Source organism: Stenotrophomonas maltophilia group sp. Smal12 (assembly GCF_037079935.1).
In the GTDB taxonomy this organism is placed as follows: Bacteria; Pseudomonadota; Gammaproteobacteria; order Xanthomonadales; family Xanthomonadaceae; genus Stenotrophomonas; species Stenotrophomonas sepilia.
In genome coordinates this window covers 1-20367 of sequence record NZ_JBAWUK010000013.1, presented here as the reverse complement: position 1 = coordinate 20367, position 20367 = coordinate 1, and the positions used below count along the sequence as shown (strand labels likewise).

The window sequence follows — 20367 nt, the reverse complement described above, 5'->3', positions numbered from 1 at the left end:
GACGCCGTAAATCCGTCCCTGGAGGCTTGGCAGCCGCATCCATGCGGCTGACACCCCGCACTCCGACACCGCCCCACCTCTGACAGATTCCTGCGGCTGTCGGTAGGTGTCGACCTTGGTCGACACAATCTGTCAGATATCGAAAATCAAAATGGGGTCAGATCCGTTTTCCTCCGGAAAACGGATCTGACCCCAAAAGCAATTCCAAAAGATCGCGGAAAACTGTCGAAGGCGGGGTGGGTCCGGTTGCGGGGGCGTGAGCCGCATGGATGCGGCGACCGAGCTTACATGGGTGAGGGCGCTTCGCTTGCGAAGCACTGCTTCGCAAGCGCCCGAACGCGCAGCCGCCAGCGGCTGGGCCGGGCCCCGGAGGGGTACTTGCAGCGTCCCCCGCAACCGGACCCACCCCGCCATCCCACAGGAAACCAGCTTTTGCCGTTGCCGTTGCTCCGGCTTGTAGCGGGTGCAGGGCGCAGCCCTGCAAAGAACCCCCTACTCCTGTGGATCGCGGATGATGTGGATGTCGGTCGGGGTCGACAGCGGAATGTTCCGCTCGGCCAGGATCTGCAGCAGGCTGAAGTACAGGTCGCTGCGGGTGGCGTACACCTGCCGCGGGCTGGCAACGTAAGCGAAGCTGTTGATGGTGATCTGGCCACCGGCAATGCTGTCGATGTAGACCGTCGGTGCCGGCTGATTCAGCACATTCGTGTGCGCGGTGTACGCATCCAGCAGCGCCTGCCGCAGATTGCCGACATCCGTGCTGGGCGGCACCGCGAACTGGATCTGGATGCGGCCCTGGTTGTTGCCCATCGTCATGTTGCGCACGGTCTTGGTGACCAGCTCGGAGTTGGGCACGATCAACGTCGACTTGTCGCCCACCTGGATCTCGGTCGAACGCAGGCTGATGCGGCGGATGTCGCCCTCCTGGTCACCCAGCTTCACCCAGTCACCGATCTTCACCGGCCGCTCGGCCAGCAGGATCAGGCCGGAGACGAAGTTCTGGGTGATCACCTGCAGGCCGAAACCGATACCCACCGACAGCGCGCTGACCAGCAGGGCCAGCTTGCTCAGCTGCAGCCCCATCGCGCTCAGCGCCCAGATCACCGCGATGATGATCCCCACATAGCGGGCAACGGTACTCACCGAATTGCGCGCGCCCAGGTCCAGCTCGGTCTTGGGCAGGTAGGTGTCGGTCAGCCAGCGCTGTACCAGCTGGGTAACGGCCAGGCCAGCCAGCAGCACCAGCACCGCCAGCACGATGCGCACCGGCTCCAGCTTGGTTCCGCCAATGTCGAATCCAGACGTGAACAGCGAGGAGAAGCGCTCCACCACCGCGCCGATGTTGCCGAACGGTGCCACCAACGCCAGCAGCGCGATCAGTACGACGATGGTGCGCAACGCCGCCGACAGCAGCACGCCCGCCTGTTCCAGCCGCGATACGCTCAGGCCGGTGCTGAGCAGGATGGTCTGGCCGACCTTGCTGTCGGCGTTGAGCATCCAGGTGCTCAGGTCATCGACGAACTTGAACAGCAGGGTTGCGGCCAGCACTACGATGCTGCCGCCGATCAGCTGCTGGTTCACGAACTTGGCGAAATTCAGGTAGCCCAGCAACGTGGCAACGATGGCGGCCACCACCGCGATGTTGCCCGCTACCCGGGCCAGTACCAGCCAGCTGCTGCGGCGCACGGGCGTGGTTGCTCCCACGCCATCGGCCTGTGCTTCCAGCTTGGCCTCGGCCTCGGCGGTCTGCCGCCGATGCAGGCGCGCCAGGGTCACCAGCATGGCCATGATCAGGCCGAGGTAGGTCAGGGCAATCAGGCCGTCCAACGCCACCGTGGTGACGTCGCTGGTGCGCGTAGCCTGGTCGAGGGCCACCAGCACCGTGCTCAGCCAGGCCAGCACCGCCGCGCCCCAGGCATACTTGCGCAGCTTCAGCGCGGCGGTGTCGTCCAGGTTCAACAGCCGCCATGACGGGCGCTTGGGCACCAGCAGGCAGGCGCTGAGCGCGGCAATGAAGGCCGCACGGAAGGTGGCGGTCTCCAGGCCGTCAGCCACCACCTGCAGGCGCGGCGCGATGGCATCGATCGCATCCAGCGCCGCCATCAGCACCACTACCGCATAACCGGGCAGCAGCGTGCCCACCAGCAGCAGCCACATCGCCAGGCCAGACCGGCGCAGTCGTCCATCAGGCGCGCGCTCGGACGCGGCGAACTGCCGCCCCAGCCTGCGCAGCCACAACCGCAGCGGGAACATCATCACCAGCGCGGCCAGCAGGCCCAGCAACGGCGTGCCCCAGCCATGGGTGCGGATGCCGGCGACCAGCGCATCGCGCCCCTGCTCGGCCAACGGCGCAACGCGCGCGATATCGATCGGCAGGCGCTCGGCCACCTTGCTCCACAACGCAGGCGACAGCGGCGAGGCGACCTTCTGGCCCAGTTCTTCCGTACGTTGTGCGGTGCGCTGCTGCTCGATGTCTGCCGCCAGCTGCTGTGCACGCACGGCAATGGCCTTGGCCTGGGCCACCGACGCGGCCAGGCCGTCGCGCTGCCTGGTTATGGCCCGTCGCTGCGCTGCCAGCTCCGGCGGCTCCGTGGTGCCCTCGGCAGGCGTCCCCAGCTGCGCCAGCTGCTCGTTGATGCGATCCAGCTGGGGCTGCAGTGCCTTTTCCAGCGCCTCGGCGTCACGCCGTGCCTGCGAGGCATTCTCGGACAGCATCGCCAGCGTCTCGGTGGCTTCCGCATCGCCACGCTTGCGCTCGACATCCTTCAACCGCGAATCGATGTCCGCCAGCTGCTGCTTGGGCGTGGGGTCCTCCTCCTGTGCCAGCACCGGCGCGGACAGCAGGAAGGCAGTGCACAGCAGCAGGACCCACCAGGGCCCCCGTGCACGGATCGATCGCAGGAAAGAAGACACGCAGCCACACCGGTTCGCGCGGACCACCGCGCCTGCGCGCGACTATACGGCACAGGCGGTAAACGGCGGATGGGGGACGTGCAGCAGTATCAGTACTTCAGGCGCAGCTCTTCCACGGTCGGCTGCTGCAGCGCGTACCAGTCCTGGAACTCTTCCTCGGTGATCTCATCGGGCGCATATACCGCCACCGGGTGCCACTCGTGGTCGGTCGGCAGTGGCTGGCGCGGGCCGGCTCGCAGGCTGTAGCTGACGCCCTCGTAGTCGACCAGGTCGTCGACCTGCGGCCACTGTTCGCGCGCGAACGCGGATTCACTCTTCAACAGGATCACCTGGTACATCGGCACCTCCACCTCGGTTGGATCAGGAAAACACGGCGCTGGCGGCAGGATACCGCCATGCCGGTGACAACAGGCACGTCGCATCGGCGACGGATCGTTCTGGACGCGGCCATCGCCCCGGCTTCACCCGCCCATGGCGAGCCCATCGGCATCGTGGAGGCCCGCCCCTGCCACGATGACCGATGACCGAGCACCCGCCGCTGAAGACCGTCGCCGACCTCAAGCTGCCGCGCTACCTGGGCACCTGGTACGAGATCGCGCGCCTGCCGATGCGCCACGAGCCGGAAGGCTGCACCGATGTATCGGCGCACTACACCCTGCTCGACAACGGCAACGTCGGCGTCACCAACCGCTGCCGCATGGATGGCGAGATCGAAGAGGCCACCGGCGAGGCCTGCGCCGTCGACAACGACAGCGCGCGCCTGGAAGTCAGCTTCCTGCCCAAGGGCCTGCGCTGGCTGCCGTTCGCCAAGGGCGACTACTGGGTGATCCAGGTCGCCCCGGACTACAGCGTCTCGCTGGTCGGCAGCCCGGATCGCAAGTACCTGTGGCTGCTGGCGCGCGAGCCACGCCTGGACGCGACCGTGCAGGACCATTATCTGGCCGCGGCCCGCCTGCAGGGCTTCGATCTGTCCGAACTGATCCAGACCCCGCATACCGGCCACCCCACCGCCTGAGCACGACCACGCATGGACCTGAAAAGTGGCTACCCCTGGTGGGCAGTGCGCAACGGACTGCTGCAGGCGTTTCCCCCGCTGGAGCAGGATCTGCGCTGCGACGTGCTGGTGGTCGGTGGCGGCATCACCGGTGCGCTGATCGCCGACGAACTGTCCGCCCACGGCCACGAGGTGGCGGTGATCGAGCAGCGCGACATCGGCTGGGGCAGCACGGCGGCCAGCACCGCGCTGTTGCAGTATGAGATCGATACCCATCTGCTGGAACTGGCCGAGCGCTATGGCAAGGATGCCGCCGCCCTGGCCTACCTTGCCTGTGCTGACGCGATCCCGGCACTGGCTGAAGTGGCACGCGGGCTGAAGGAGGTGGACTTCCGCCAGATGGACAGCCTGTACCTGGCCAGCCGGCGGCGCGACGTGCCGCGACTGATGGCCGAAGGAGCTGCACGCCGTGATATTGGACTGGACGCGCGTTGGCTGGACCGCGAAGCCCTGCGCGAACGCTTCGACGTGGACGCCGGCGGCGCCCTGCTGACCCGCCAGGCAGCGCGGGTCGATCCCTACTGCCTCACCTACGGCCTGCTCAAACGAGTGCGCCGCCGCGGCGGCCATGTGCACGACCGCACCGTGCTGCACACGCTGAAGCCTGGCGCGCAGGGCGTAACCGCGATGACCGAGGCCGGCGCCACGGTCCGCGCCCGCCACGTGGTCCTGGCGATGGGCTACGCCAACCAGCGCTGGCTTGAACAGCGGGTCGCGCGCAACCGCAGCAGCTACGCCTTCATCACCGACCCGATCGATGCGGACACGCTGGGCCGGCTGCAGCGCACGATGGTGTGGGAGAGCGCACGCCCGTACCTGTACCTGCGCGCCACCGGCGACCGCCGCCTGCTGGTGGGTGGGCTGGACGACGCCATCGATATCCCGGCGCGGCGCGACCGGCGCGTGCAGCGCAAGGCCGAAAAGCTGATGGATCAGCTCCTGCACTGGTTCCCGCGGCTGGACCCGGTGCCCGCCTTTTCCTGGGCCGGCACCTTCGCCGAAACCGCCGACGGCCTGCCCTTCTTCGGCCCGCACGCGCAGTGGGGGCCGCGGGTCCATTTCGCCATGGCCTACGGCGGCAACGGCATCACCTATTCGATGATCGGCGCCCAGCTGCTGCGGGCCCGGATCGAGCGGCGCAAGCATGCGCTGGAATCGCTGTTCGGGTTCGAACGGTTGTAGCGTGCAGCCAGGCATGGCCTGGCTCTACCGCAAGCGGGCGCCGACAGGCATCATTCAAGCAACCCCTGCTAGCGTCGGCCTGTACCGCCGCGTGTTGCGCGGCCACCTGTCCGCTGGAGCGCCGTCATGATCCGCCCCCTGACCCTGCTGCTGTGCCTGGCCCTGCCGGGAACCGTGCTGGCCCAGTCCGCCGCTGGCGCTACCGCGCCGCAGGCTGCCGGCCTGGACCTGACGCTGCCGCAGGCGCCGCTGCGCTACCTCAACGACCCGGCCCTGCAGCAGGACCCGCCCGGCACCTATTACGGCGACAAGAGCGGCCCGCGCGTGCACGACGACGCGAAGATCGCCGACGTCACCGACGACAAGGTCAAGGTGTCCGGCAGCTTCACCACCGGCATCGGCTATTCGAAGAACGGCGGCAACAGCCACTACAACGCGGCCACGCTGAATTTGAGCAAGAACTACACCACCGATGAGGGCAAGACCCACGGGGTCAACGTCAACATCCATGTGAGCGAGGGCAAGGGCCCGGGCTTCTTCGGCCCGTATGGCGGCTATTACGGCCGCGGCCCGGGCTATTGGGACTACCCGCCGCCGTACGGCTGGTAGGCCAGCCTCTGTAGAGCCGAGCCCATGCTCGGCTACGGTTGGCCGCAAAGCCGAGCATGGGCTCGGCTCTACAGAGGCCAACGTCAATCCAGCCAGCCATCGCGCTCGCTGTGCAGGATGCGGCCGTCGTAACCGCTCAGGCGCACCTCCACCTTCTGGTTGCGGGCATTGCGGGCTTCCAGCGACCAGGTCGCCCCATCGCGTTCCAGCGAATGGATCTCGCGCAGGCCATGCGACTGCGCCCGTGCCAGCACCTGCTCGGTGGTCAGCAGCGCGCGGCCGCTGTGCTCATCGAAGATCTCGCCGGTCTTCGGGTCCACGTAGACTTCGCTGAAGCGGCCATCGGCGCGGCTCACGTCGGCTTCCCACAGGCCGTCATCGCGTTCGATCTCGTGGATCTGGGTGTAGCCGGCCTTGCGCAGGGTCTGTTCGACCTGGGCCATGCCCAGCGGTGCGGCCTGTGCGGCCGGTGCAATGGCCAGCAGGGCAACGGTGGCGAGGGTGAGCGACTTCAACATGGGGGTTCTCCTGTTCGTGTTCGTGGCCGGACCATCCCGGCAACGCCACGATGCATGCCTCGGTTAACAGCGCCTTAGCCGTGGCTGTTAGCCGGCTGTTAGTCATCCCCGGCACACTCGCGCCTGACCCCCTCCTTCTTTCTGCACCCGCATGCTCGCCACCCTGCCCCTGCTGCTGGCCCTGGCCAACGCCCCGATCGCCGCCGCGCCCGTACAGGACCCGGCGCAGCAGGTCGCGCGCCGCGCCGTGCAGCAGGGCCGCTACGTGCCGCTGGAAAGCGTGGTCCGCGACGCACTCAAGCGCTACCCCGGCCAACTGCTGGAAGTGGAGCTGGACGACGGCGTCTACGAAGTGGAGATCCTGCGCGGCGACGGCGTAGTAGTGGAGCTGGACTATGATGCGCGCAGCGGAAAGCTGCTGAAGACGGAGCTCGACGACTGATGCGCATCCTGTTGGCCGAAGACGATGCCGCACTGGCACAGCGCCTGGTGCCCCTGCTGGAACAGGCCGGCTATGTGGTGGCGGTGGTCGCCGACGGTCGCCAGGCCGAGGAGATCGGCCAGATCGAAGATCTGCAGGCCGCCATCGTCGACTTGGGCCTGCCCGGGCTGGACGGACTGAGCGTGATCGAGCGTTGGCGCGGCAATGGCCGCAGCTTTCCGGTGCTGGTGCTGACCGCGCGCGGGCGCTGGCACGACAAGCTGGCTGGCTTCGATGCCGGTGCCGACGATTACCTCACCAAGCCATTCCAGGCCGACGAACTGGTGCTGCGCCTGCGCGCACTGATCCGTCGCAGCCATGGCCACGCCAGCCCGCGCCTGCACTGCGGCCCGCTGCAGCTGGACGTCAACGCCGGCCGTTTCGAGCTGGATGGGCAGGCGCTGCCGCTCAGTCCGCAGGAGTTCCGCCTGCTCAGCTACTTCATCCATCACAGCGGCCAGGTGATCGGCCGTGATCGCCTCGGCGAACAGGTATTCGAAAGCGGACTGGATCCCGACTCCAATGCACTGGACGTGCTGCTCGGGCGCGTGCGACGCAAGCTCGGCATCGACCTGATCCAGACCGTGCGTGGCCAGGGCTGGCGGCTGGCCGCGCCGTGAGCCGGCAACCATCGCTGCGACGGCGCCTGCTGCTGGCCGGCGGCGTCGGCCTGCTGCTGGTCTCGCTGCTGGCCAGCGCGTTGCTGGGCGAGCTGTTCAAGCGCAGCGCGCGCGACCGCCTCGACCACGAACTGCAGCAGGACATGCTGACCCTGCTGGCGCAGGCCGAAGTGGATGCGGACGGACAGCTGCGCCTGCGCCAGAAACCCAATGACGCACGCTTCCAGCGCGTGTTCTCCGGTGCCTACTGGCAGATCGCCGGTGCCGATGGCCGCGTGCTGCTGCAGTCACGCTCGCTGTGGGATGAAACCCTGTCGGCGCCGGTTGCCGGGCCGGCCACCCGCAACCTGCCCGGGCCGCTGCAGCAATCCCTGCGCGCACGCGTGCAGCAGGTGCGCCTGCCGCGCGCCAGCGAACCGTTCGTGGCCGTGGTTGCCACTGATCGCAGTGCGTTGGATGCGGATGTCGCTGCATTCCGCAAGCGCGCCGCCATCGCGCTGGGCGTGCTGGTCGCCGCCTGGCTGGCGGTGCTGGCCAGCCAGGTGCACTTCGGCCTGCGCCCACTGCATCACCTCGGTGCGCAGCTGGAACGGGTACGGCGCGGCGATGCGCAGCGCATCGAAACCCAAGGGCTGGGCGCGGAAGTCGCACCGCTGGGGGAAGAACTCAACGCGCTGCTGGACCACCAGCAACGCATGGTCGCGCGCGCGCGCACCAGTGCACAGGATCTGGCGCATGCGCTGAAAACCCCGCTGAGCGTACTGGCCACCGAAGCCGACGGCGATGGCGCGCACTGGCGGGCCACCGTGCGCGAGCAGAGTGCGCGTATGCAGGCCAGTGTCGACCGTTACCTGGCTGCAGGACTGGCCGCCGACCATCGCCAGCGGACCGGCGTGGCGGCCGTCGCTCAGGCGATGTGCCGGCTGATGGCACGCGTGCATGGCGAACGTGGCATCACGTTCACGGCGGCCGGTATCGAACCGGCGCTGCAGTTCGCCGGTGCCAGTGCGGACTTGGAGGAGATGCTGGGCAACCTGCTGGACAATGCCGGGCGCTGGGCACAGCGGCAGGTCCAGGTCAGCGCGGAAGCCGACGACGGCCAGTTGCGCATTGAGGTCCGCGACGACGGCCCCGGCCTGGCCGCAGACGCCCTGCAACGGGTCACCCAGCGTGGCGTGCGGCTGGATGAGCGCGTGGGCAGCAGTGGATTGGGGCTGGCGATCGTGGGCGATATCGCCGCCAGTTATGGCGGACGCGTGGCGCTGGAGAATGTACAGCTGGGCCTGCGCGCGACGTTGTGGCTGCCGGTGGGGTGAAACGACCAACCTGACGGTGGGTAGTGCCGGCCGCTGGCCGGCAACCACGTGGTCACCAGGAACACCCTGCGGAAGCCGGCCAGCGGCCGGCTCTACCAAGCGCCAATCCGACCGGTCGCCGTGCATCAAGCATCAACGGTGATGCATCCACCAGCAATCAATTGCGTCCAGCACGATGTGGATGATCAGACCGATGCCGAACAACCGCGTTTTCCTCGGTACGCACAGGCCCGCATAGACCGCGATGGCCGGTGCGGTGTGCAGCGGATGGAAACCAATGCTGCAGCGGTTCGGTGCGTAGATCGGATCGGCCAACAGGTGGTCCAGGTCGATGATCCAGCCCAGCAACAGCAGCAGCCACGCCGAGGCGAAGCGTTTGCGCCAGAACAGCCATGCCAGCAACGCTGGCACGGCGGCATGCAGGAACAGGTGGAAGATCGCGCGCGCGCTCATCGCAACGGTAGCGCCGGGCAAGCCCGGCGCTCTCCATCAGACCAGCGGTTCGTCAGACAGGTAGGTGTAACCGGTCAGGCCGGCTTCCAACGCTTCGGACAGTTCCTGCGCGCGTTCCGGCGACAGCTGCGCTGCAGCCACGCGCTGCGCATAGGTCGCACGCAGTTCGTCCAGGCGGTAACCCACGTAGTCCAGCATCACGTCGGTGGTATCGCCACGGCGCTGCTGGGTAATGGCATAGCCATCGGCATCGGCCAGCACTTCCACCGCGTCGGTATCGCCGAACAGGTTGTGGATGTCGCCCAGGATTTCCTGGTAGGCGCCGACCATGAAGAAGCCGATGCGGTAGCTCTCGCCCGGCTTCATCTTGTGCAGCGGCAGCGAGCTGTCCAGGCTCTCGTTCTCGACATAGGTTTCCACCATGCCGTCCGAATCGCAGGTCATGTCGGCGATGATGCCGCGGCGGTCCGGGGTTTCATCCAGGCGCTCGATCGGCACGATCGGGAACACCTGGTCGATCGCCCACACGTCCGGGATCGATTCGAACACGCTGAAGTTGACGAAGTACTTGTCGACCAGGCGCTCGTTCAGTTCATCCAGTACCGGGCGATGGCTCTTCTCGTCATAGCTCAGGCGCGCACGCACGCCGTGGGCGATGGCGTAGAACAGATCGTCGATGCGCGCGCGCTGCGGCAGGTCGATCTGGCCCAGCGCGTAGCTGGCCAGGCCTTCGGCATGGAAATGCTGCGCTTCCTGGAACAGCTCCACCGCCGGGCGCACGTCCAGCTCGTCGTGGATCTCGCGCAGGTGGCGGATCGCCGCCGGCTCGTCGTCGTGCTGGTCCGGCACGCGGCCTTCCTGCGCTTCTTCCACTTCCGACACATTGGCGATCAGCACCGCGTGGTGCGCGGTCATTGCGCGGCCGCACTCGGTGACGATGCGCGGCGGGGTCAGGCCGAATTCTTCGCAGGCATTGGCCAGCGGCTGCACGATGTTGCTGGCGTAGGAATGCAGGCCGTAGTTGATCGAGCAGAAGCTGCGCGAACGGGTGCCTTCATAGTCCACGCCCAGGCCACCGCCCACATCGACGTGGGTGATCTTCGCGCCCAGGCGCGACAGCTCCACGAAGTAGCGGGTGGCTTCGCGCATGCCGTTGGCGATGTCGCGCACGTTGGAGATCTGCGAGCCCATGTGGAAGTGCAGCAGGTTCAGGCAGTCGGCGTACTCGGTGTCACGCAGCGACTTCCACAGGTCCAGCAGCTGGCGCGGCGACAGGCCGAACTTGGCCTTGTCGCCACCGCTGTTCTGCCACTTGCCGGCGCCCAGCGAGGCCAGGCGCATGCGCACGCCCAGGCCCGGCTTCACGTCCAGCGCCTTGGACTCTTCCAGCACCAGCTTCAGCTCGGACGGCTTCTCGATGACGATGAAGGTCTGCAGGCCCAGCTTGCGGCCGATCAGGGCCAGGCGGATGTACTCGCGGTCCTTGTAGCCGTTGCAGACGATCAGCCCGCCCGGGCGCGACAGCGCCAGCACGGCCATCAGCTCGGGCTTGCTGCCCGCTTCCAGGCCGAAGCCCTCGCCGTGGTGGCTGGCCAGGGTGCCGGCCACGCCGCGGGTCTGGTTGACCTTGATCGGGTACACGGCGGTGTAGCCGCCGCTGTACTCCCAGTCCTGCTGGGCCTGGGCGAAGGCCGCCTGCAGCTTGCCCAGGCGCTGGCCGAGGATGTCCGGGAAGCGCACCAGCAGCGGCAGCTTGGCGCCCGCCGCCCGCGCCGCGTCGACCACCTTGGGCAGCGACACCACCGGGCCGTCCGCCCCGGTCGGTCTCACCACCATGTGCCCGGCCTGATCCACGTCGAAGTAACCGTCCGCCCAATGCGGGATCGAGTAGGTCTTGCGGGCTTGGTCGAGGGACCAATCGGTCATTTCAGTCGGCCTTGTTGGCAATAAAAGGGGGGGCATGATAACGCCTATGTGCCCACAGGTTCGTTATCATGCGCGCCCGCGCCCGTGACAGGTTCCAACCTGAACGGGCCGATCCGTCCGGATGTGGCATCTGTGCCACGCGGCCCCGCCCGCCAGCCCGGCTCCACCCCTCCGAACAGGACCGTTTTCCAATGACAGACAGCAACAACTGGTACATCGAACACTTCGAGCGCACCGGCTCGGCCATCGGCTACCGCATCACCGGCAAGCTGGACGAGGTGCAGTCGCCGTTCCAGAAGATCGAGATCTTCCAGACCACCGACTGGGGCAACCTGATGACCATCGACGGGGCCATCATGCTGACCAGCAAGGACAACTTCTTCTACCACGAGATGATCAGCCACCCGGTGCTGTTCACCCACGCCGCGCCCAAGCGCGTGGTGATCATCGGTGGCGGCGACTGCGGCACCCTGCGCGAAGTGCTCAAGCACACCGGCGTGGAGAGCGTGACCCAGTGCGATATCGACGAGCAGGTCACCGTGATGGCGCGCAAGCACTTCCCGGAACTGTGCGACTCCAACGACGACGCCCGCGCCGAGCTGCTGTTCGACGACGGCGTGGCCTACATGGCCAACTGCCCGGCCGGCAGCGTGGACGTGGTGATCGTGGACTCGACCGACCCGGTCGGCCCGGGTGAGGGCCTGTTCAACAAGGCCTTCTACGAGAGCTGCTTCAAGGCCCTGAAGGACGACGGCATCCTGGTGCAGCAGTCCGAGTCGCCGCTGATGCAGCTGGCGCTGATCAACGAGATGCGCACCGAGATGGGCAAGGCCGGCTTCGGTTCGTTCAAGACCCTGCCGTTCCCGCAGCCGTGCTACCCCACCGGCTGGTGGAGCGTGACCATGGCGCGCAAGGGCGACAGCAGCTTCGACTTCCGCCAGGCCGACTCGGCCGCCAAGACCTTCAACACCCTGTACTACACCGCCGCGCTGCACACCGGCGTGCTGGTGACCCCGCCGTTCGTGCAGGCGGCATTGAAGGGTTGATCCAAAGAAAAACCCGCGCTGGCAACAGCGCGGGTTTTCTGCTTTCTGTAGAGCCGAGCCCACGCTCGGCTGCTCTTCGGACAGGTTGCGGTAAACCAAGCCGAGCATGGGCTCGGCTCTACAGTTACAGCGCCCAGATACCCGCGATCACCGCCACCACCAGGCCCCACTTGATCAGCTGGTAGGCCACCACGCTGCGCTCGCGCAGTGCCTTGGCCTTCAGGCGCACCTTGTAGACGCTGCCGAATGCCTTGTTGACGCCACCGGTTGGGTCACCCGGCAGGTTGGGCGAGGCGCCGCCGGCCAGCAGCGTGGCCGCCACCGCGCGGTTGAACAGCCCCGGCAGGCCGAAGCGCAGCGGGCGGGCGATGTCGCAGAACAGGATCACGCGGTCCTGCTGCGTCTCGTTGTGTGCATGGTGGATGTAGGTCTCGTCGAACATCATCCACTCGCCGTCGCGCCAGCTCTTCTTGATGCCGTCCACTTCGATGTAGCAGGCATCGTCGTTGGGCGTGCTCAGGCCCAGGTGCAGGCGCAGCGAGCCGGCGAACGGGTCGCGGTGCGGGCGCAGCTCACTGCCCGGCGGCAGCTGCGCGAACATCGCCGCACGCACATCCGGGATCGACTCGATCAGCGCCGTGGTCTTCGGGCACAGCGTCTTCGCCGACGGGTGCGACGGGCCGTACCACTTCAGGTAGAAGCGCTTCCAGCCTCGGCGGAAGAACGAATTGAAGCCGGCATCGTTGAACGTGCTGGAGGCGGCGATCTTCTGCGCGTCGCGCAGCGCCAGCGCCTCGTCGCGGATCATCTGCCAGTTCTGGCGCAGCGGCTCCAGCTGCGGGAACTCCTTGCCCGGGTCCAGGAACGGCGTGGTCGGCACCTTCGAGAACATGTACATGACCACGTTGATCGGGGCCATGAAACTGGAGTGGTCCAGCAGCTGGCGCGACCAGCGCGCGCGGACCTTGCCACGGAAGTGGATGTACAGCACGCAGGCCACGAACAGCGCTGCAATGACGATTTTGATGATCAAAGCACTTTCCTCCAGCCGCGGCCGGAACGGGAAACGGGGCGATGCACGGCCAGGCGGCCAGCACCGGTGGGGAACGCGGCAGGGGACGGGGACGTGCCGGAGGGGGGCGGCCGCCGATGTCGCGGGCTAACAGCTTATGGTCGGCAGGCCGTGCGCCGGGGTCAAGTTGCCCGTGCGCCGCGTTCAGCCGGTTGTGGACGAGGCGCAGGGCTGAGCGCGCAAGCGGTTGATACTAAAGGCCAACTGGAATAAGTGAGACAGAATTGTCCGATTCTGCGCGACGAACTGTTCCAGCCACGGCCCCGACATTTCTCCGACAAATCGTGGAATAGCGAACTGGCGAGTACTAAAATTAACGAAAACTTAGTAACTCCCTGTAACACCGGTTCGCTTGACGCTTTGCGCCACCCACCGGGTCGTCCGAGACCCCGACATGCACCTTCCTGCCCTGCCATCCTCTTCCTGCGGCGATGACGCCGCCACCCCGCTGCTGCTCAAGCGCGGCGAGCGTTTCCTGGCCCCGGATGTCTACCGCACCTGCCTGGACGGGCGCGAGGCGGTCATCAAGGACTACTCCCGCTACCGCGGCACCCCCGTTTCGCTGATCGCGCGGCTGATGGTGCGCCGTGAAGCACGCATGCTGCAGCGCCTCGGCGGCTGGAAGCATGCCCCCGCACTGCTCGGCACCCTGGGCGGCCTGGCGCTGGGCATGGAGTTCATCCCCGGCCAGACGCTCAGCACCGCGCAGGCCGTCGGCAATGAAGTGTTCGAGCAGCTGCAGCACGCGCTCAGCCGCCTGCACGCCGCCGGCATCACCCACAACGACCTGCATGGCACCAACGTGGTGGTGAGCGGAGGCGTGCCGGTGCTGCTGGACTTCACCTCGGCCTGGCGCGTACCGCGCTGGCTGCGCCGCAACCCACTCAGCCGCCAGCTCAGCCGCAGCGACATGAAGAACCTGCTGAAGATGCGCCAGCGCGTGACCGGCCAGGCCCCGAGTGCCGTGCAGGCCGCGCTGGTGGCCGACCCGGGCTGGGTGGCCGCGGTGCGCCAGGGCTGGAAGCGGTTCTACAAGTGGGCCAAGCGGCGGTAGGGGTCGAGCTCGCTCGACCGCGTTACCGCTCTTTGTAGAGCCGAGCCCGCGCTCGGCTGCTGTTCCTGCGTCGCGCGAAATGCAGCCGAGCATCGGCTCGGCTCTACAACATCCCGCCAAACGGGTTACAACGCGTCAGCGTCCAGTTCACCGGTACGAATACGCACCACGCTGCCCAGGTCGTACACGAACACCTTGCCGTCACCGATCTTGCCGGTGCCGGCGGCCTTCACGATGGCCTCAACCACCGCCTCCACCTGGTCATCGGTCACCGCCACTTCCAGCTTCACCTTCGGCAGGAAATCGACCACATACTCCGCGCCACGGTACAGCTCGGTATGGCCCTTCTGGCGACCAAAGCCCTTCACTTCCGTCACCGTGATGCCGGTAACCCCACGCTCGGCCAGTGCTTCGCGCACGTCGTCGAGCTTGAACGGCTTGATCACCGCCATGACCATCTTCATCGTCTATCTCCTGTCTTCCGGCGTGGAGGATAGCGCCTGAACGTGGCCCGTGCGAAGCCGCTGCGGCCTGTCCGGGCAGTGGGTGCCAGCAGTATCCTTGTGTGCGAACGGCCTGCCCGCGCCGGATGCACGGGCCCACCCCCACGGAGCACCCCATGATCGACCTGAACCAAATCGATGACCTCGCCCGTCGCCTCAGCGACCTGGTGCCGCCGGGCCTGCGCGAGTCGCGCGAGGAACTGCAGGCCACCTTCAAGAGCGCGCTGCAGGCGGGGCTGGCCAAACTGGACCTGGTGACGCGCGAAGAGTTTGAAGTGCAGCGTGCTGTGTTGTTGAAGACCCGCGAGAAGTTGGATGCACTGGAAGCGACCGTGCGTGAGCTGGAAAGGCGCTCGACATCAGATTTGAGTTGACGCCACTTTCGCCAGACAGCGAGGCGAAAAGCAGACTACCGCTCATCGTCAAACGCGAAGTGCCTCACGTCCTCGAGATCGAACACGGCACGATCCTGCGTCAGCCGAATCCGGCCGGACACCTGCACGCTGGCAGAGACATTGCACAGGCCAGGACTGTTACGCTCCAGGCATATGCGCTTCTGTTCGGGGTAAAAACGTGCGACCGAACTGGCGGCCCCATGCTTGCCGATATCGAGGATTCGTGCGCCATCGCTACAGCGGGAGTTGCGCAGAACCTCTTCGTGGCGGTTATCCGTTACATATCGAGCTGACAACACGACCTCATCCCGATCATATTTGCCGGGATTCTTAGTGATGGCACACAGCACTTCTTCATGAGGATCGTCTTTTACCGCTGCCGCCCCTACACTGGCATATGCAGATAGCAGCAGGCCCAGCATGGGCACCAATGACGCAGATTTCATAGTCATTTGTCCTTCTCGGTCTTGGGCTGACGCGCTTCCCAGTTTGCAACAGAACCCTCCCCCCTTGGCCTGTTCACCCTTGCTGATGTTGATCCCAAGGCCTTTAGCAACAACCGCCTCCGTGCCGTAAGCACTCCGCTCTGTGGCACGAATCTCATCACTGGTGGCCGCGGCGCGTCCACGCTCCGCCGTATCAATATCGTGCTGATCTTCTTGGGCGATCACCTGCACCCCCGTCTTTGGGCTGTCGACCTTGCTGAGATCGACAGTGACTGTCCCCTTCTGATTGGTATTGGCGAGCGTGACTACCTGTGTTGGAAGCCCATCTGCGGCGTAACTCCAAGTCTGGCTTCCGTTCCCATCGGGGAACGTTAGCGTCGAAATCCTGTTGCGCGCATCGTACGCCCGGTCAATGACCTGTAGCCCTTTTCCTAACAAGCCCCGCCAGCCACTGCCTTTGTGCTCGAAAAGTCCTAGGGAATGGACTGAGGAAGCCATCACAAGGTTTCATGCGTGGTTTAACTCGGCGGGCTGAAGATCGAACCGGCTGTTACCCCACGGCCCCCTCCCCATGATCGACCTGAATCAACTCGATGATCTCGCCCGTCGCCTCAGCGACCTGGTGCCGCCGGGCCTGCGCGAGTCGCGCGAGGAACTGCGGGCCACCTTCAAGAGCGCGCTGCACGCCGGCCTGGCCAAGCTCGACCTGGTCACCCGCGAGGAGTTCGAAGTGCAGCGCGCCGTGCTGCTGAAGACCCGCCAGAAGCTGGACGCACTGGAAACCCCCGTGCGCGAGCTGGAAGGGCGCGGCGCCGCAGAATGAAAAAAGGAGGCGCACTGCGCCTCCCGTTTACAGATTATTTCCCGGATGGGGCCTTGCAGCAAGGCCCACCGGGCGCCCTAGACTCGCCGGCCTGTCGATCCGGCAGCACAGAGAGGGGCAGCAGCGATGGCGCAGGACACCGATTGGACACCCGTTTCGCATGACACCTGCGACCAGGTCGCCGGGCCGTTCTATCACGGCACCCGCGCTGATCTGGCGGTGGGCGAGCTGCTGAGTGCGGGCTTCCGCTCCAACTATCGCGACAGCGTGGTGATGAACCACATCTACTTCACCACCATTGCCAAGGGCGCTGGGCTGGCTGCGGAGATGGCCCGCGGTGAGGGGCGGCCGCGCGTGTATGTGGTGGAGCCGACCGGGCCGTTTGAGGACGATCCGAATGTGACCAACAAGAAGTTTCCCGGGAACCCGACGCGGTCGTATCGGAGTGCGGAGCCGTTGCGGATTGTGGGGGAGATTGTGGAGTGGGAGCTGTATGACTCGGAGTTCGTTCGGCAGTTGAAGGCGTTTGTTGCTTCGGGCAGTGGGGAGATCATCAATTGATGACCTACTGGCGTTGGGCGTTGCACACCTCTTCATCGGCTTCATAGATGTCCAGCCCGAGCTCAATGCCGCGCTCACCCAAGGCGAGCAGCGCGCGAGGCGAAAGCGAGACACCAGCGTTGCTGCTGCCCATGAAAAGACCGCAGAACAGATCAGGTCGGAAGCGTGCCAGAGACTGCCATACGGCGAGATCGCCGGTGAGCTGATCGAGGATTTCGAAGATCTGAGCGTCCAGATCTTCAGGCTCACGACGCTCCGCATCAAGTTGCCAGCTGCCAGTCCTGGCGATGCGCAGGGTACCTGATTGGTTGCCTCTGAGTTCCTGGCCCTTGTGATGCGAAGCGGTCGGGGTCGCCCCGGGCAAGGCACTGACTTCTTCGGGCAGGAGGTCGTCTCCGAAGAATCGGAGGGTTACCAGGGAATGATCGAATGCGGCCATGGGAATCCAATTGTCCTTTCGGAATCTCTTCCAATCCACACGCCTCATCGACGCAAGGTCAGCTATCAACCGGAAGCGATCGTTAATAGCAGAGCTCAGGCCCAGCTGCGAAGCGGCTTCGGCAGTAATGAGCTCTTTAGCCGCTAAGTCACGTTGTAACGGAAGCTATGCCCGTAGCGGCCCATGCTTGTCCCACCGAAATGCGCATCATCCACGTTAAGAATGCGAGGAAGTGATAGCAATCCTCCTTGCGCGGCCTCAGTAGAATATAGGTGGATAACGCTGACAAAGAGTGCTGCGACGGAGTTTAGGCAGTTCTTCAACGTGGCCTTGTCGAAGTGGTTGTGTCGGTGATGCTTTACCTTATTGTGATCCTGCCACCAGAACGGCGGTGTATTGGCCGTCCAGCTTGTCCATGGGTTGAGCGTAAGACCATACCGAGGAACAAGGACGCTAAAGCCAATAAAATTTGGACAATGCGGCACGATATCCGGGTAGTAAGCGTTGATGCTCGAAGCCTTTGAGGTTGGATTGTGCTTTAAGGCTATCTGCTTGAGGACGACGTCGACCTCGGCACTAGCGCTCAGAAACAGACGAGCTATCTCAATGGAAAAGGTGCCGTCGTTCTGGCCCGATAGATCAACGTACCGGGCGAGCCGATCCAAGTCTTCCTCCAACGCGAGGAAGTAGTTCCAGTGAATTAGTGTGCTTGTTCTGTTGATCGCCACGCCTCCTCCTTGGCGGTGAACTACCCAATAGAAGGACCCTGGGTCCGGTTGTGCTACTTACCCACAAGGCAGCGTATGGGGACTTTCCACCCTTATACACCACGATCTTAGGCCGGCTGCCGCCCGGCTAACAAGCCAGCACAGATGCGGACATCGACCAATCCCTTCCCCATTACCTGCACACGGACGATGATCGGCTCGATCAGTGCCTCATACTTGAGGGGCTGCTTCTTCACGTACGCGTCAAAGCCGAGTAGATAGTCGCGATAGGCCCCAGAGGCCAGTAGGTCCACTGGAGTCATGGGCGCAGTCCCAGCTTGGGAATCCCAGAATTTCGCTCAAGGGACCTACGAAGAAGTTCTAGCGAGCCCTTGTAATTCCTGTAGCAAAGGGCATACGCTGACTGCGGCGCCCGCCTTGCTTGCACACGAGCAAAAACAGGCCGTACCCATGATCGACTCTACTTCTGGCCAGCTGCCGGGGACTTAAACGTGTGCGCCAGCCCCGGATCGGCTTGGCCGTCGAGGATGAGTCATGACCATCAAGCAATATGCGTTTCTTGTCCATGCGCACCTTCGGGCGCAGGGCTGTACGTCGCTTACCCGTAGCCAAGTCCACGAACTGCTGGCGGCCGCCGCTGGCTTCTCTACCCATGCAGCCTTCCATCACCAGGCCGCATGGTGCGACGTCGCTTGGCGCGACACCGGGCTCGTGGCGGATGAAGGCAGGATCATCCAGCGATGTCTGCAGTTTGGGATCTCACCCGAGGAGGCAAAGCGCGTGGCCCCGTGCTTAGCCAACTTCCTCGAAGCATCCGGCTACGCACCGGTCCGTTTTGACGAGATCATTGCAGCGCTGGCAAGCGATGAAGAGGAGTGGATGGAGATCGACGAGCGGGAGTCGCCTGTCGTCGACACTTGGATCTCGACCATCCTGAGCAGCCGCATCCTGCAAGACTTTGATGCGCTGCGCGGCGAGCTCCCTCTGCTGCTCGAGGGATTGGAGGCAGCCGCGGCGCGGGGCGTTCCCGCAGCGCACTTGGCAACTGCGTACGTACTCGATGCGTATGGCGATCTGTCAGAAGAAGACGGCGACCGTTTCGGTCGGGAGCTGCGCCGACGTGGCCAGTGGTCGACCGAGCCCGTGAGTTTCGCAGAGATCGCCGACGGCGTAGACAGCTTCATTCAGGTCGTGACCAAGCATCGGTACCACCTCCTTGAGGCGGCACGGGGCAAGGACAGGCGTGCGCTGTTGCTCACAGCGGAGCGCTACGGAGATCCCGGTGTGCTCGAGCTTGAGCCGTCGGATGATATGGATGCATATGAAATGGCTGACTTGGCCGATGCGAATGGTCGACCCGAGCTGGCCCATCAATGGCTGGCCGTACGCGCGCGCTCGGGAGACCTATCTGCCATGCGTACGCTTATTGAAAACCACAACGAGACGCCGTTCCGCGCTTGGGTCTGGATACATCTCTCGCGTATGCTGGGTCGAGACCTGAGCCAGGATCGATTTGAAGCGATCGACGAATACGGTGGGCCGTACGACGACGATGTGGGCGGGCCAGCGTATGTTGGGGGAGAGGATGGAATCGAATTGGTGCCCCTTGCAGCCGATGAGAACAGGCGCGCCGAAGAAGAGGCTGCCCAGCTGTTCGCCGTAATCGAAGAGGGCTATGAACTGAATTGATCAATTTTGGTACTGGGTGGGTTCCAGCTAAGGGGCCCGCCCAGGAACTCGCGGGGAGTGCGCTGCGCGCCGTCCGTACACCAGAATGCCTTTCCATCAAAGCGCCGGCTGCGCCTTCAGCGCGCTTGAATCCCTTCGCAGTAGATACAACGCAACCAGGAACGGCCACAGCGAGTTGATCGACGAGAACAGGCGCTGGGTCAGCCCCTGGAAGCCCGCCGGATCCGCCCCCACCACGTTCAACCAGAGATAGACGATGCCCGCGATGCTCACCATAGCGGTCACGGCGTACGCCCTTCGGTTGGCAGACCACGCGCTCAATTCGATGTGCGACATCGCCGGTGCAATGATGTTTGCGATACCGATGGTGTAGAAGCCGTGCATCGGATGGCCCATGGGCCAGAGCCCGTTGGTCTGTTGGCGCGCACTTAAAACTGACCCAGGCTGCGCGTTGAACTTTGACCCACCCGGTGTACGGGGCTGAGGGTATCAGTTGGTGGTCTGGGTGGTGGCCTCCTTTGCCCTGATTCTGGCTTTGG

General features: G+C 65.0%; 23 protein-coding genes and 1 pseudogene. 12 read left to right on the top strand and 12 right to left on the bottom strand.

The window, feature by feature from the left end; translation table 11 throughout:
* Positions 1-492: 492 nt before the first annotated feature.
* Together WDC87_RS07895 and WDC87_RS07890 are read right to left on the bottom strand one after the other, a co-directional pair.
* Entirely contained in the window at positions 493-2913 is a 2421-nt protein-coding gene (locus WDC87_RS07895; RefSeq protein WP_252744832.1) for a DUF3772 domain-containing protein, read from the bottom strand.
* An 89-nt stretch (positions 2914-3002) separates the two neighbouring features.
* Positions 3003-3251 (bottom strand): hypothetical protein, encoded by a 249-nt coding sequence (locus WDC87_RS07890; RefSeq protein ID WP_005419952.1) that lies wholly within the window; start codon positions 3249-3251, stop codon positions 3003-3005.
* Between the two features lie 182 nt (positions 3252-3433).
* On the opposite strand from WDC87_RS07890, the gene WDC87_RS07885 reads away from it, so the two are divergent.
* The 3 genes from WDC87_RS07885 (at position 3434) to WDC87_RS07875 (ending at position 5758) form a co-directional block, all read left to right on the top strand.
* A complete protein-coding gene (locus tag WDC87_RS07885; RefSeq protein WP_005419954.1) occupies positions 3434-3928 on the top strand; it encodes a lipocalin family protein in 495 nt (164 codons plus the stop codon).
* A 12-nt stretch (positions 3929-3940) separates the two neighbouring features.
* The gene (locus tag WDC87_RS07880; RefSeq protein WP_088497363.1) at positions 3941-5149 is read left to right on the top strand and encodes an FAD-dependent oxidoreductase; all 1209 of its coding nucleotides are present in this window, start codon (positions 3941-3943) and stop codon (positions 5147-5149) included.
* A gap of 126 nt (positions 5150-5275) precedes the next feature.
* Positions 5276-5758 (top strand): hypothetical protein, encoded by a 483-nt coding sequence (locus WDC87_RS07875; RefSeq protein ID WP_065178855.1) that lies wholly within the window; start codon positions 5276-5278, stop codon positions 5756-5758.
* 83 nt (positions 5759-5841) lie between these two features.
* On the opposite strand, the gene WDC87_RS07870 is transcribed toward WDC87_RS07875, so the two are convergent.
* Positions 5842-6276, bottom strand: a complete 435-nt coding sequence (locus WDC87_RS07870; RefSeq protein WP_072167930.1) for a PepSY domain-containing protein — start codon at positions 6274-6276, stop codon at positions 5842-5844.
* A gap of 151 nt (positions 6277-6427) precedes the next feature.
* Here WDC87_RS07870 and WDC87_RS07865 point away from each other — a divergent pair, with 151 nt between their 5' ends.
* From WDC87_RS07865 to WDC87_RS07855, 3 genes are read left to right on the top strand one after another with little or no spacing between them, the layout of a single operon-like run.
* Positions 6428-6718 (top strand): PepSY domain-containing protein, encoded by a 291-nt coding sequence (locus WDC87_RS07865; protein WP_014038778.1) that lies wholly within the window; start codon positions 6428-6430, stop codon positions 6716-6718.
* Complete coding sequence (locus WDC87_RS07860; protein WP_227836811.1) at positions 6718-7377, top strand: response regulator transcription factor; 660 nt, start codon at positions 6718-6720, stop codon at positions 7375-7377. Before WDC87_RS07865 ends, WDC87_RS07860 begins: the two co-directional genes overlap by 1 nt.
* Positions 7374-8693 carry a sensor histidine kinase gene (locus tag WDC87_RS07855; protein WP_252744833.1) on the top strand — a complete coding sequence of 440 codons (1320 nt, stop codon included), beginning with the start codon at positions 7374-7376 and terminating at the stop codon, positions 8691-8693. The genes WDC87_RS07860 and WDC87_RS07855 overlap by 4 nt, the downstream gene beginning before the upstream one ends.
* A 132-nt stretch (positions 8694-8825) precedes the next feature.
* Here the strand turns inward: WDC87_RS07855 and WDC87_RS07850 are convergent, their stop codons facing one another.
* On the bottom strand, positions 8826-9146 hold the full coding sequence (locus WDC87_RS07850) for a DUF6122 family protein (RefSeq protein WP_072167935.1): 321 nt from the start codon (positions 9144-9146) through the stop codon (positions 8826-8828).
* 36 nt (positions 9147-9182) lie between these two features.
* Positions 9183-11072 (bottom strand): arginine decarboxylase, encoded by a 1890-nt coding sequence (gene speA, locus WDC87_RS07845; RefSeq protein ID WP_049417051.1) that lies wholly within the window; start codon positions 11070-11072, stop codon positions 9183-9185.
* A gap of 191 nt (positions 11073-11263) precedes the next feature.
* Here speA and speE point away from each other — a divergent pair, with 191 nt between their 5' ends.
* On the top strand, positions 11264-12118 hold the full coding sequence (speE, locus tag WDC87_RS07840; protein ID WP_072167936.1) for a polyamine aminopropyltransferase: 855 nt from the start codon (positions 11264-11266) through the stop codon (positions 12116-12118).
* Positions 12119-12242: 124 nt separating this feature from the next.
* On the opposite strand, the gene WDC87_RS07835 is transcribed toward speE, so the two are convergent.
* Entirely contained in the window at positions 12243-13148 is a 906-nt protein-coding gene (locus WDC87_RS07835; RefSeq protein ID WP_032954620.1) for an aspartyl/asparaginyl beta-hydroxylase domain-containing protein, read from the bottom strand.
* Between the two features lie 436 nt (positions 13149-13584).
* Here WDC87_RS07835 and WDC87_RS07830 point away from each other — a divergent pair, with 436 nt between their 5' ends.
* On the top strand, positions 13585-14244 hold the full coding sequence (locus WDC87_RS07830) for an RIO1 family regulatory kinase/ATPase (RefSeq protein WP_252744834.1): 660 nt from the start codon (positions 13585-13587) through the stop codon (positions 14242-14244).
* A gap of 125 nt (positions 14245-14369) precedes the next feature.
* On the opposite strand, the gene WDC87_RS07825 is transcribed toward WDC87_RS07830, so the two are convergent.
* A complete protein-coding gene (locus tag WDC87_RS07825; protein ID WP_005411374.1) occupies positions 14370-14708 on the bottom strand; it encodes a P-II family nitrogen regulator in 339 nt (112 codons plus the stop codon).
* Positions 14709-14863: 155 nt separating this feature from the next.
* Here WDC87_RS07825 and WDC87_RS07820 point away from each other — a divergent pair, with 155 nt between their 5' ends.
* A complete protein-coding gene (locus WDC87_RS07820) occupies positions 14864-15121 on the top strand; it encodes an accessory factor UbiK family protein (protein WP_069138732.1) in 258 nt (85 codons plus the stop codon).
* A gap of 35 nt (positions 15122-15156) precedes the next feature.
* Here WDC87_RS07820 and WDC87_RS07815 read toward each other — a convergent pair whose 3' ends face one another.
* Positions 15157-16086 carry a hypothetical protein gene (locus tag WDC87_RS07815; protein WP_252744835.1) on the bottom strand — a complete coding sequence of 310 codons (930 nt, stop codon included), beginning with the start codon at positions 16084-16086 and terminating at the stop codon, positions 15157-15159.
* 73 nt (positions 16087-16159) lie between these two features.
* Between WDC87_RS07815 and WDC87_RS07810 the strand changes: the two genes are divergently transcribed.
* Both WDC87_RS07810 and arr read left to right on the top strand, forming a co-directional pair.
* Complete coding sequence (locus tag WDC87_RS07810) at positions 16160-16411, top strand: accessory factor UbiK family protein (RefSeq protein ID WP_252744836.1); 252 nt, start codon at positions 16160-16162, stop codon at positions 16409-16411.
* 126 nt (positions 16412-16537) lie between these two features.
* Entirely contained in the window at positions 16538-16972 is a 435-nt protein-coding gene (gene arr, locus WDC87_RS07805) for an NAD(+)--rifampin ADP-ribosyltransferase (protein WP_188240547.1), read from the top strand.
* A gap of 4 nt (positions 16973-16976) precedes the next feature.
* Here the strand turns inward: arr and WDC87_RS07800 are convergent, their stop codons facing one another.
* The 3 genes from WDC87_RS07800 to WDC87_RS07790 all read right to left on the bottom strand — a co-directional run bounded on the left by WDC87_RS07800 (position 16977) and on the right by WDC87_RS07790 (position 18441).
* On the bottom strand, positions 16977-17411 hold the full coding sequence (locus tag WDC87_RS07800) for a DUF4279 domain-containing protein (RefSeq protein ID WP_252745316.1): 435 nt from the start codon (positions 17409-17411) through the stop codon (positions 16977-16979).
* Positions 17412-17554: 143 nt separating this feature from the next.
* On the bottom strand, positions 17555-18139 hold the full coding sequence (locus WDC87_RS07795; protein ID WP_111201373.1) for a hypothetical protein: 585 nt from the start codon (positions 18137-18139) through the stop codon (positions 17555-17557).
* 107 nt (positions 18140-18246) lie between these two features.
* Positions 18247-18441, bottom strand: a complete 195-nt coding sequence (locus WDC87_RS07790; RefSeq protein WP_146257826.1) for a hypothetical protein — start codon at positions 18439-18441, stop codon at positions 18247-18249.
* A gap of 232 nt (positions 18442-18673) precedes the next feature.
* On the opposite strand from WDC87_RS07790, the gene WDC87_RS07785 reads away from it, so the two are divergent.
* A complete protein-coding gene (locus tag WDC87_RS07785; protein ID WP_252745317.1) occupies positions 18674-19828 on the top strand; it encodes a hypothetical protein in 1155 nt (384 codons plus the stop codon).
* Between the two features lie 96 nt (positions 19829-19924).
* Here WDC87_RS07785 and WDC87_RS07780 read toward each other — a convergent pair.
* Positions 19925-20242 (bottom strand): annotated as a pseudogene (locus WDC87_RS07780) (DUF998 domain-containing protein); the annotation flags it as partial.
* Positions 20243-20367 lie beyond the last annotated feature (125 nt).

What these genes read in the sequence shown, in the direction of transcription:
- WDC87_RS07890 (WP_005419952.1), bottom strand. Translation starts at nt 3,251, where the DNA reads ATGTACCAGGTGATCCTGTTGAAGAGTGAATCCGCGTTCGCGCGCGAA.
- WDC87_RS07885 (WP_005419954.1), top strand. Translation starts at nt 3,434, where the DNA reads ATGACCGAGCACCCGCCGCTGAAGACCGTCGCCGACCTCAAGCTGCCG.
- WDC87_RS07880 (WP_088497363.1), top strand. Translation starts at nt 3,941, where the DNA reads ATGGACCTGAAAAGTGGCTACCCCTGGTGGGCAGTGCGCAACGGACTG.
- WDC87_RS07875 (WP_065178855.1), top strand. Translation starts at nt 5,276, where the DNA reads ATGATCCGCCCCCTGACCCTGCTGCTGTGCCTGGCCCTGCCGGGAACC.
- WDC87_RS07870 (WP_072167930.1), bottom strand. Translation starts at nt 6,276, where the DNA reads ATGTTGAAGTCGCTCACCCTCGCCACCGTTGCCCTGCTGGCCATTGCA.
- WDC87_RS07865 (WP_014038778.1), top strand. Translation starts at nt 6,428, where the DNA reads ATGCTCGCCACCCTGCCCCTGCTGCTGGCCCTGGCCAACGCCCCGATC.
- WDC87_RS07860 (WP_227836811.1), top strand. Translation starts at nt 6,718, where the DNA reads ATGCGCATCCTGTTGGCCGAAGACGATGCCGCACTGGCACAGCGCCTG.
- WDC87_RS07850 (WP_072167935.1), bottom strand. Translation starts at nt 9,146, where the DNA reads ATGAGCGCGCGCGCGATCTTCCACCTGTTCCTGCATGCCGCCGTGCCA.
- speA (WP_049417051.1), bottom strand. Translation starts at nt 11,072, where the DNA reads ATGACCGATTGGTCCCTCGACCAAGCCCGCAAGACCTACTCGATCCCG.
- speE (WP_072167936.1), top strand. Translation starts at nt 11,264, where the DNA reads ATGACAGACAGCAACAACTGGTACATCGAACACTTCGAGCGCACCGGC.
- WDC87_RS07830 (WP_252744834.1), top strand. Translation starts at nt 13,585, where the DNA reads ATGCACCTTCCTGCCCTGCCATCCTCTTCCTGCGGCGATGACGCCGCC.
- WDC87_RS07825 (WP_005411374.1), bottom strand. Translation starts at nt 14,708, where the DNA reads ATGAAGATGGTCATGGCGGTGATCAAGCCGTTCAAGCTCGACGACGTG.
- WDC87_RS07820 (WP_069138732.1), top strand. Translation starts at nt 14,864, where the DNA reads ATGATCGACCTGAACCAAATCGATGACCTCGCCCGTCGCCTCAGCGAC.
- WDC87_RS07815 (WP_252744835.1), bottom strand. Translation starts at nt 16,086, where the DNA reads ATGGCTTCCTCAGTCCATTCCCTAGGACTTTTCGAGCACAAAGGCAGT.
- WDC87_RS07810 (WP_252744836.1), top strand. Translation starts at nt 16,160, where the DNA reads ATGATCGACCTGAATCAACTCGATGATCTCGCCCGTCGCCTCAGCGAC.
- arr (WP_188240547.1), top strand. Translation starts at nt 16,538, where the DNA reads ATGGCGCAGGACACCGATTGGACACCCGTTTCGCATGACACCTGCGAC.
- WDC87_RS07800 (WP_252745316.1), bottom strand. Translation starts at nt 17,411, where the DNA reads ATGGCCGCATTCGATCATTCCCTGGTAACCCTCCGATTCTTCGGAGAC.
- WDC87_RS07790 (WP_146257826.1), bottom strand. Translation starts at nt 18,441, where the DNA reads ATGACTCCAGTGGACCTACTGGCCTCTGGGGCCTATCGCGACTATCTA.
- WDC87_RS07785 (WP_252745317.1), top strand. Translation starts at nt 18,674, where the DNA reads ATGACCATCAAGCAATATGCGTTTCTTGTCCATGCGCACCTTCGGGCG.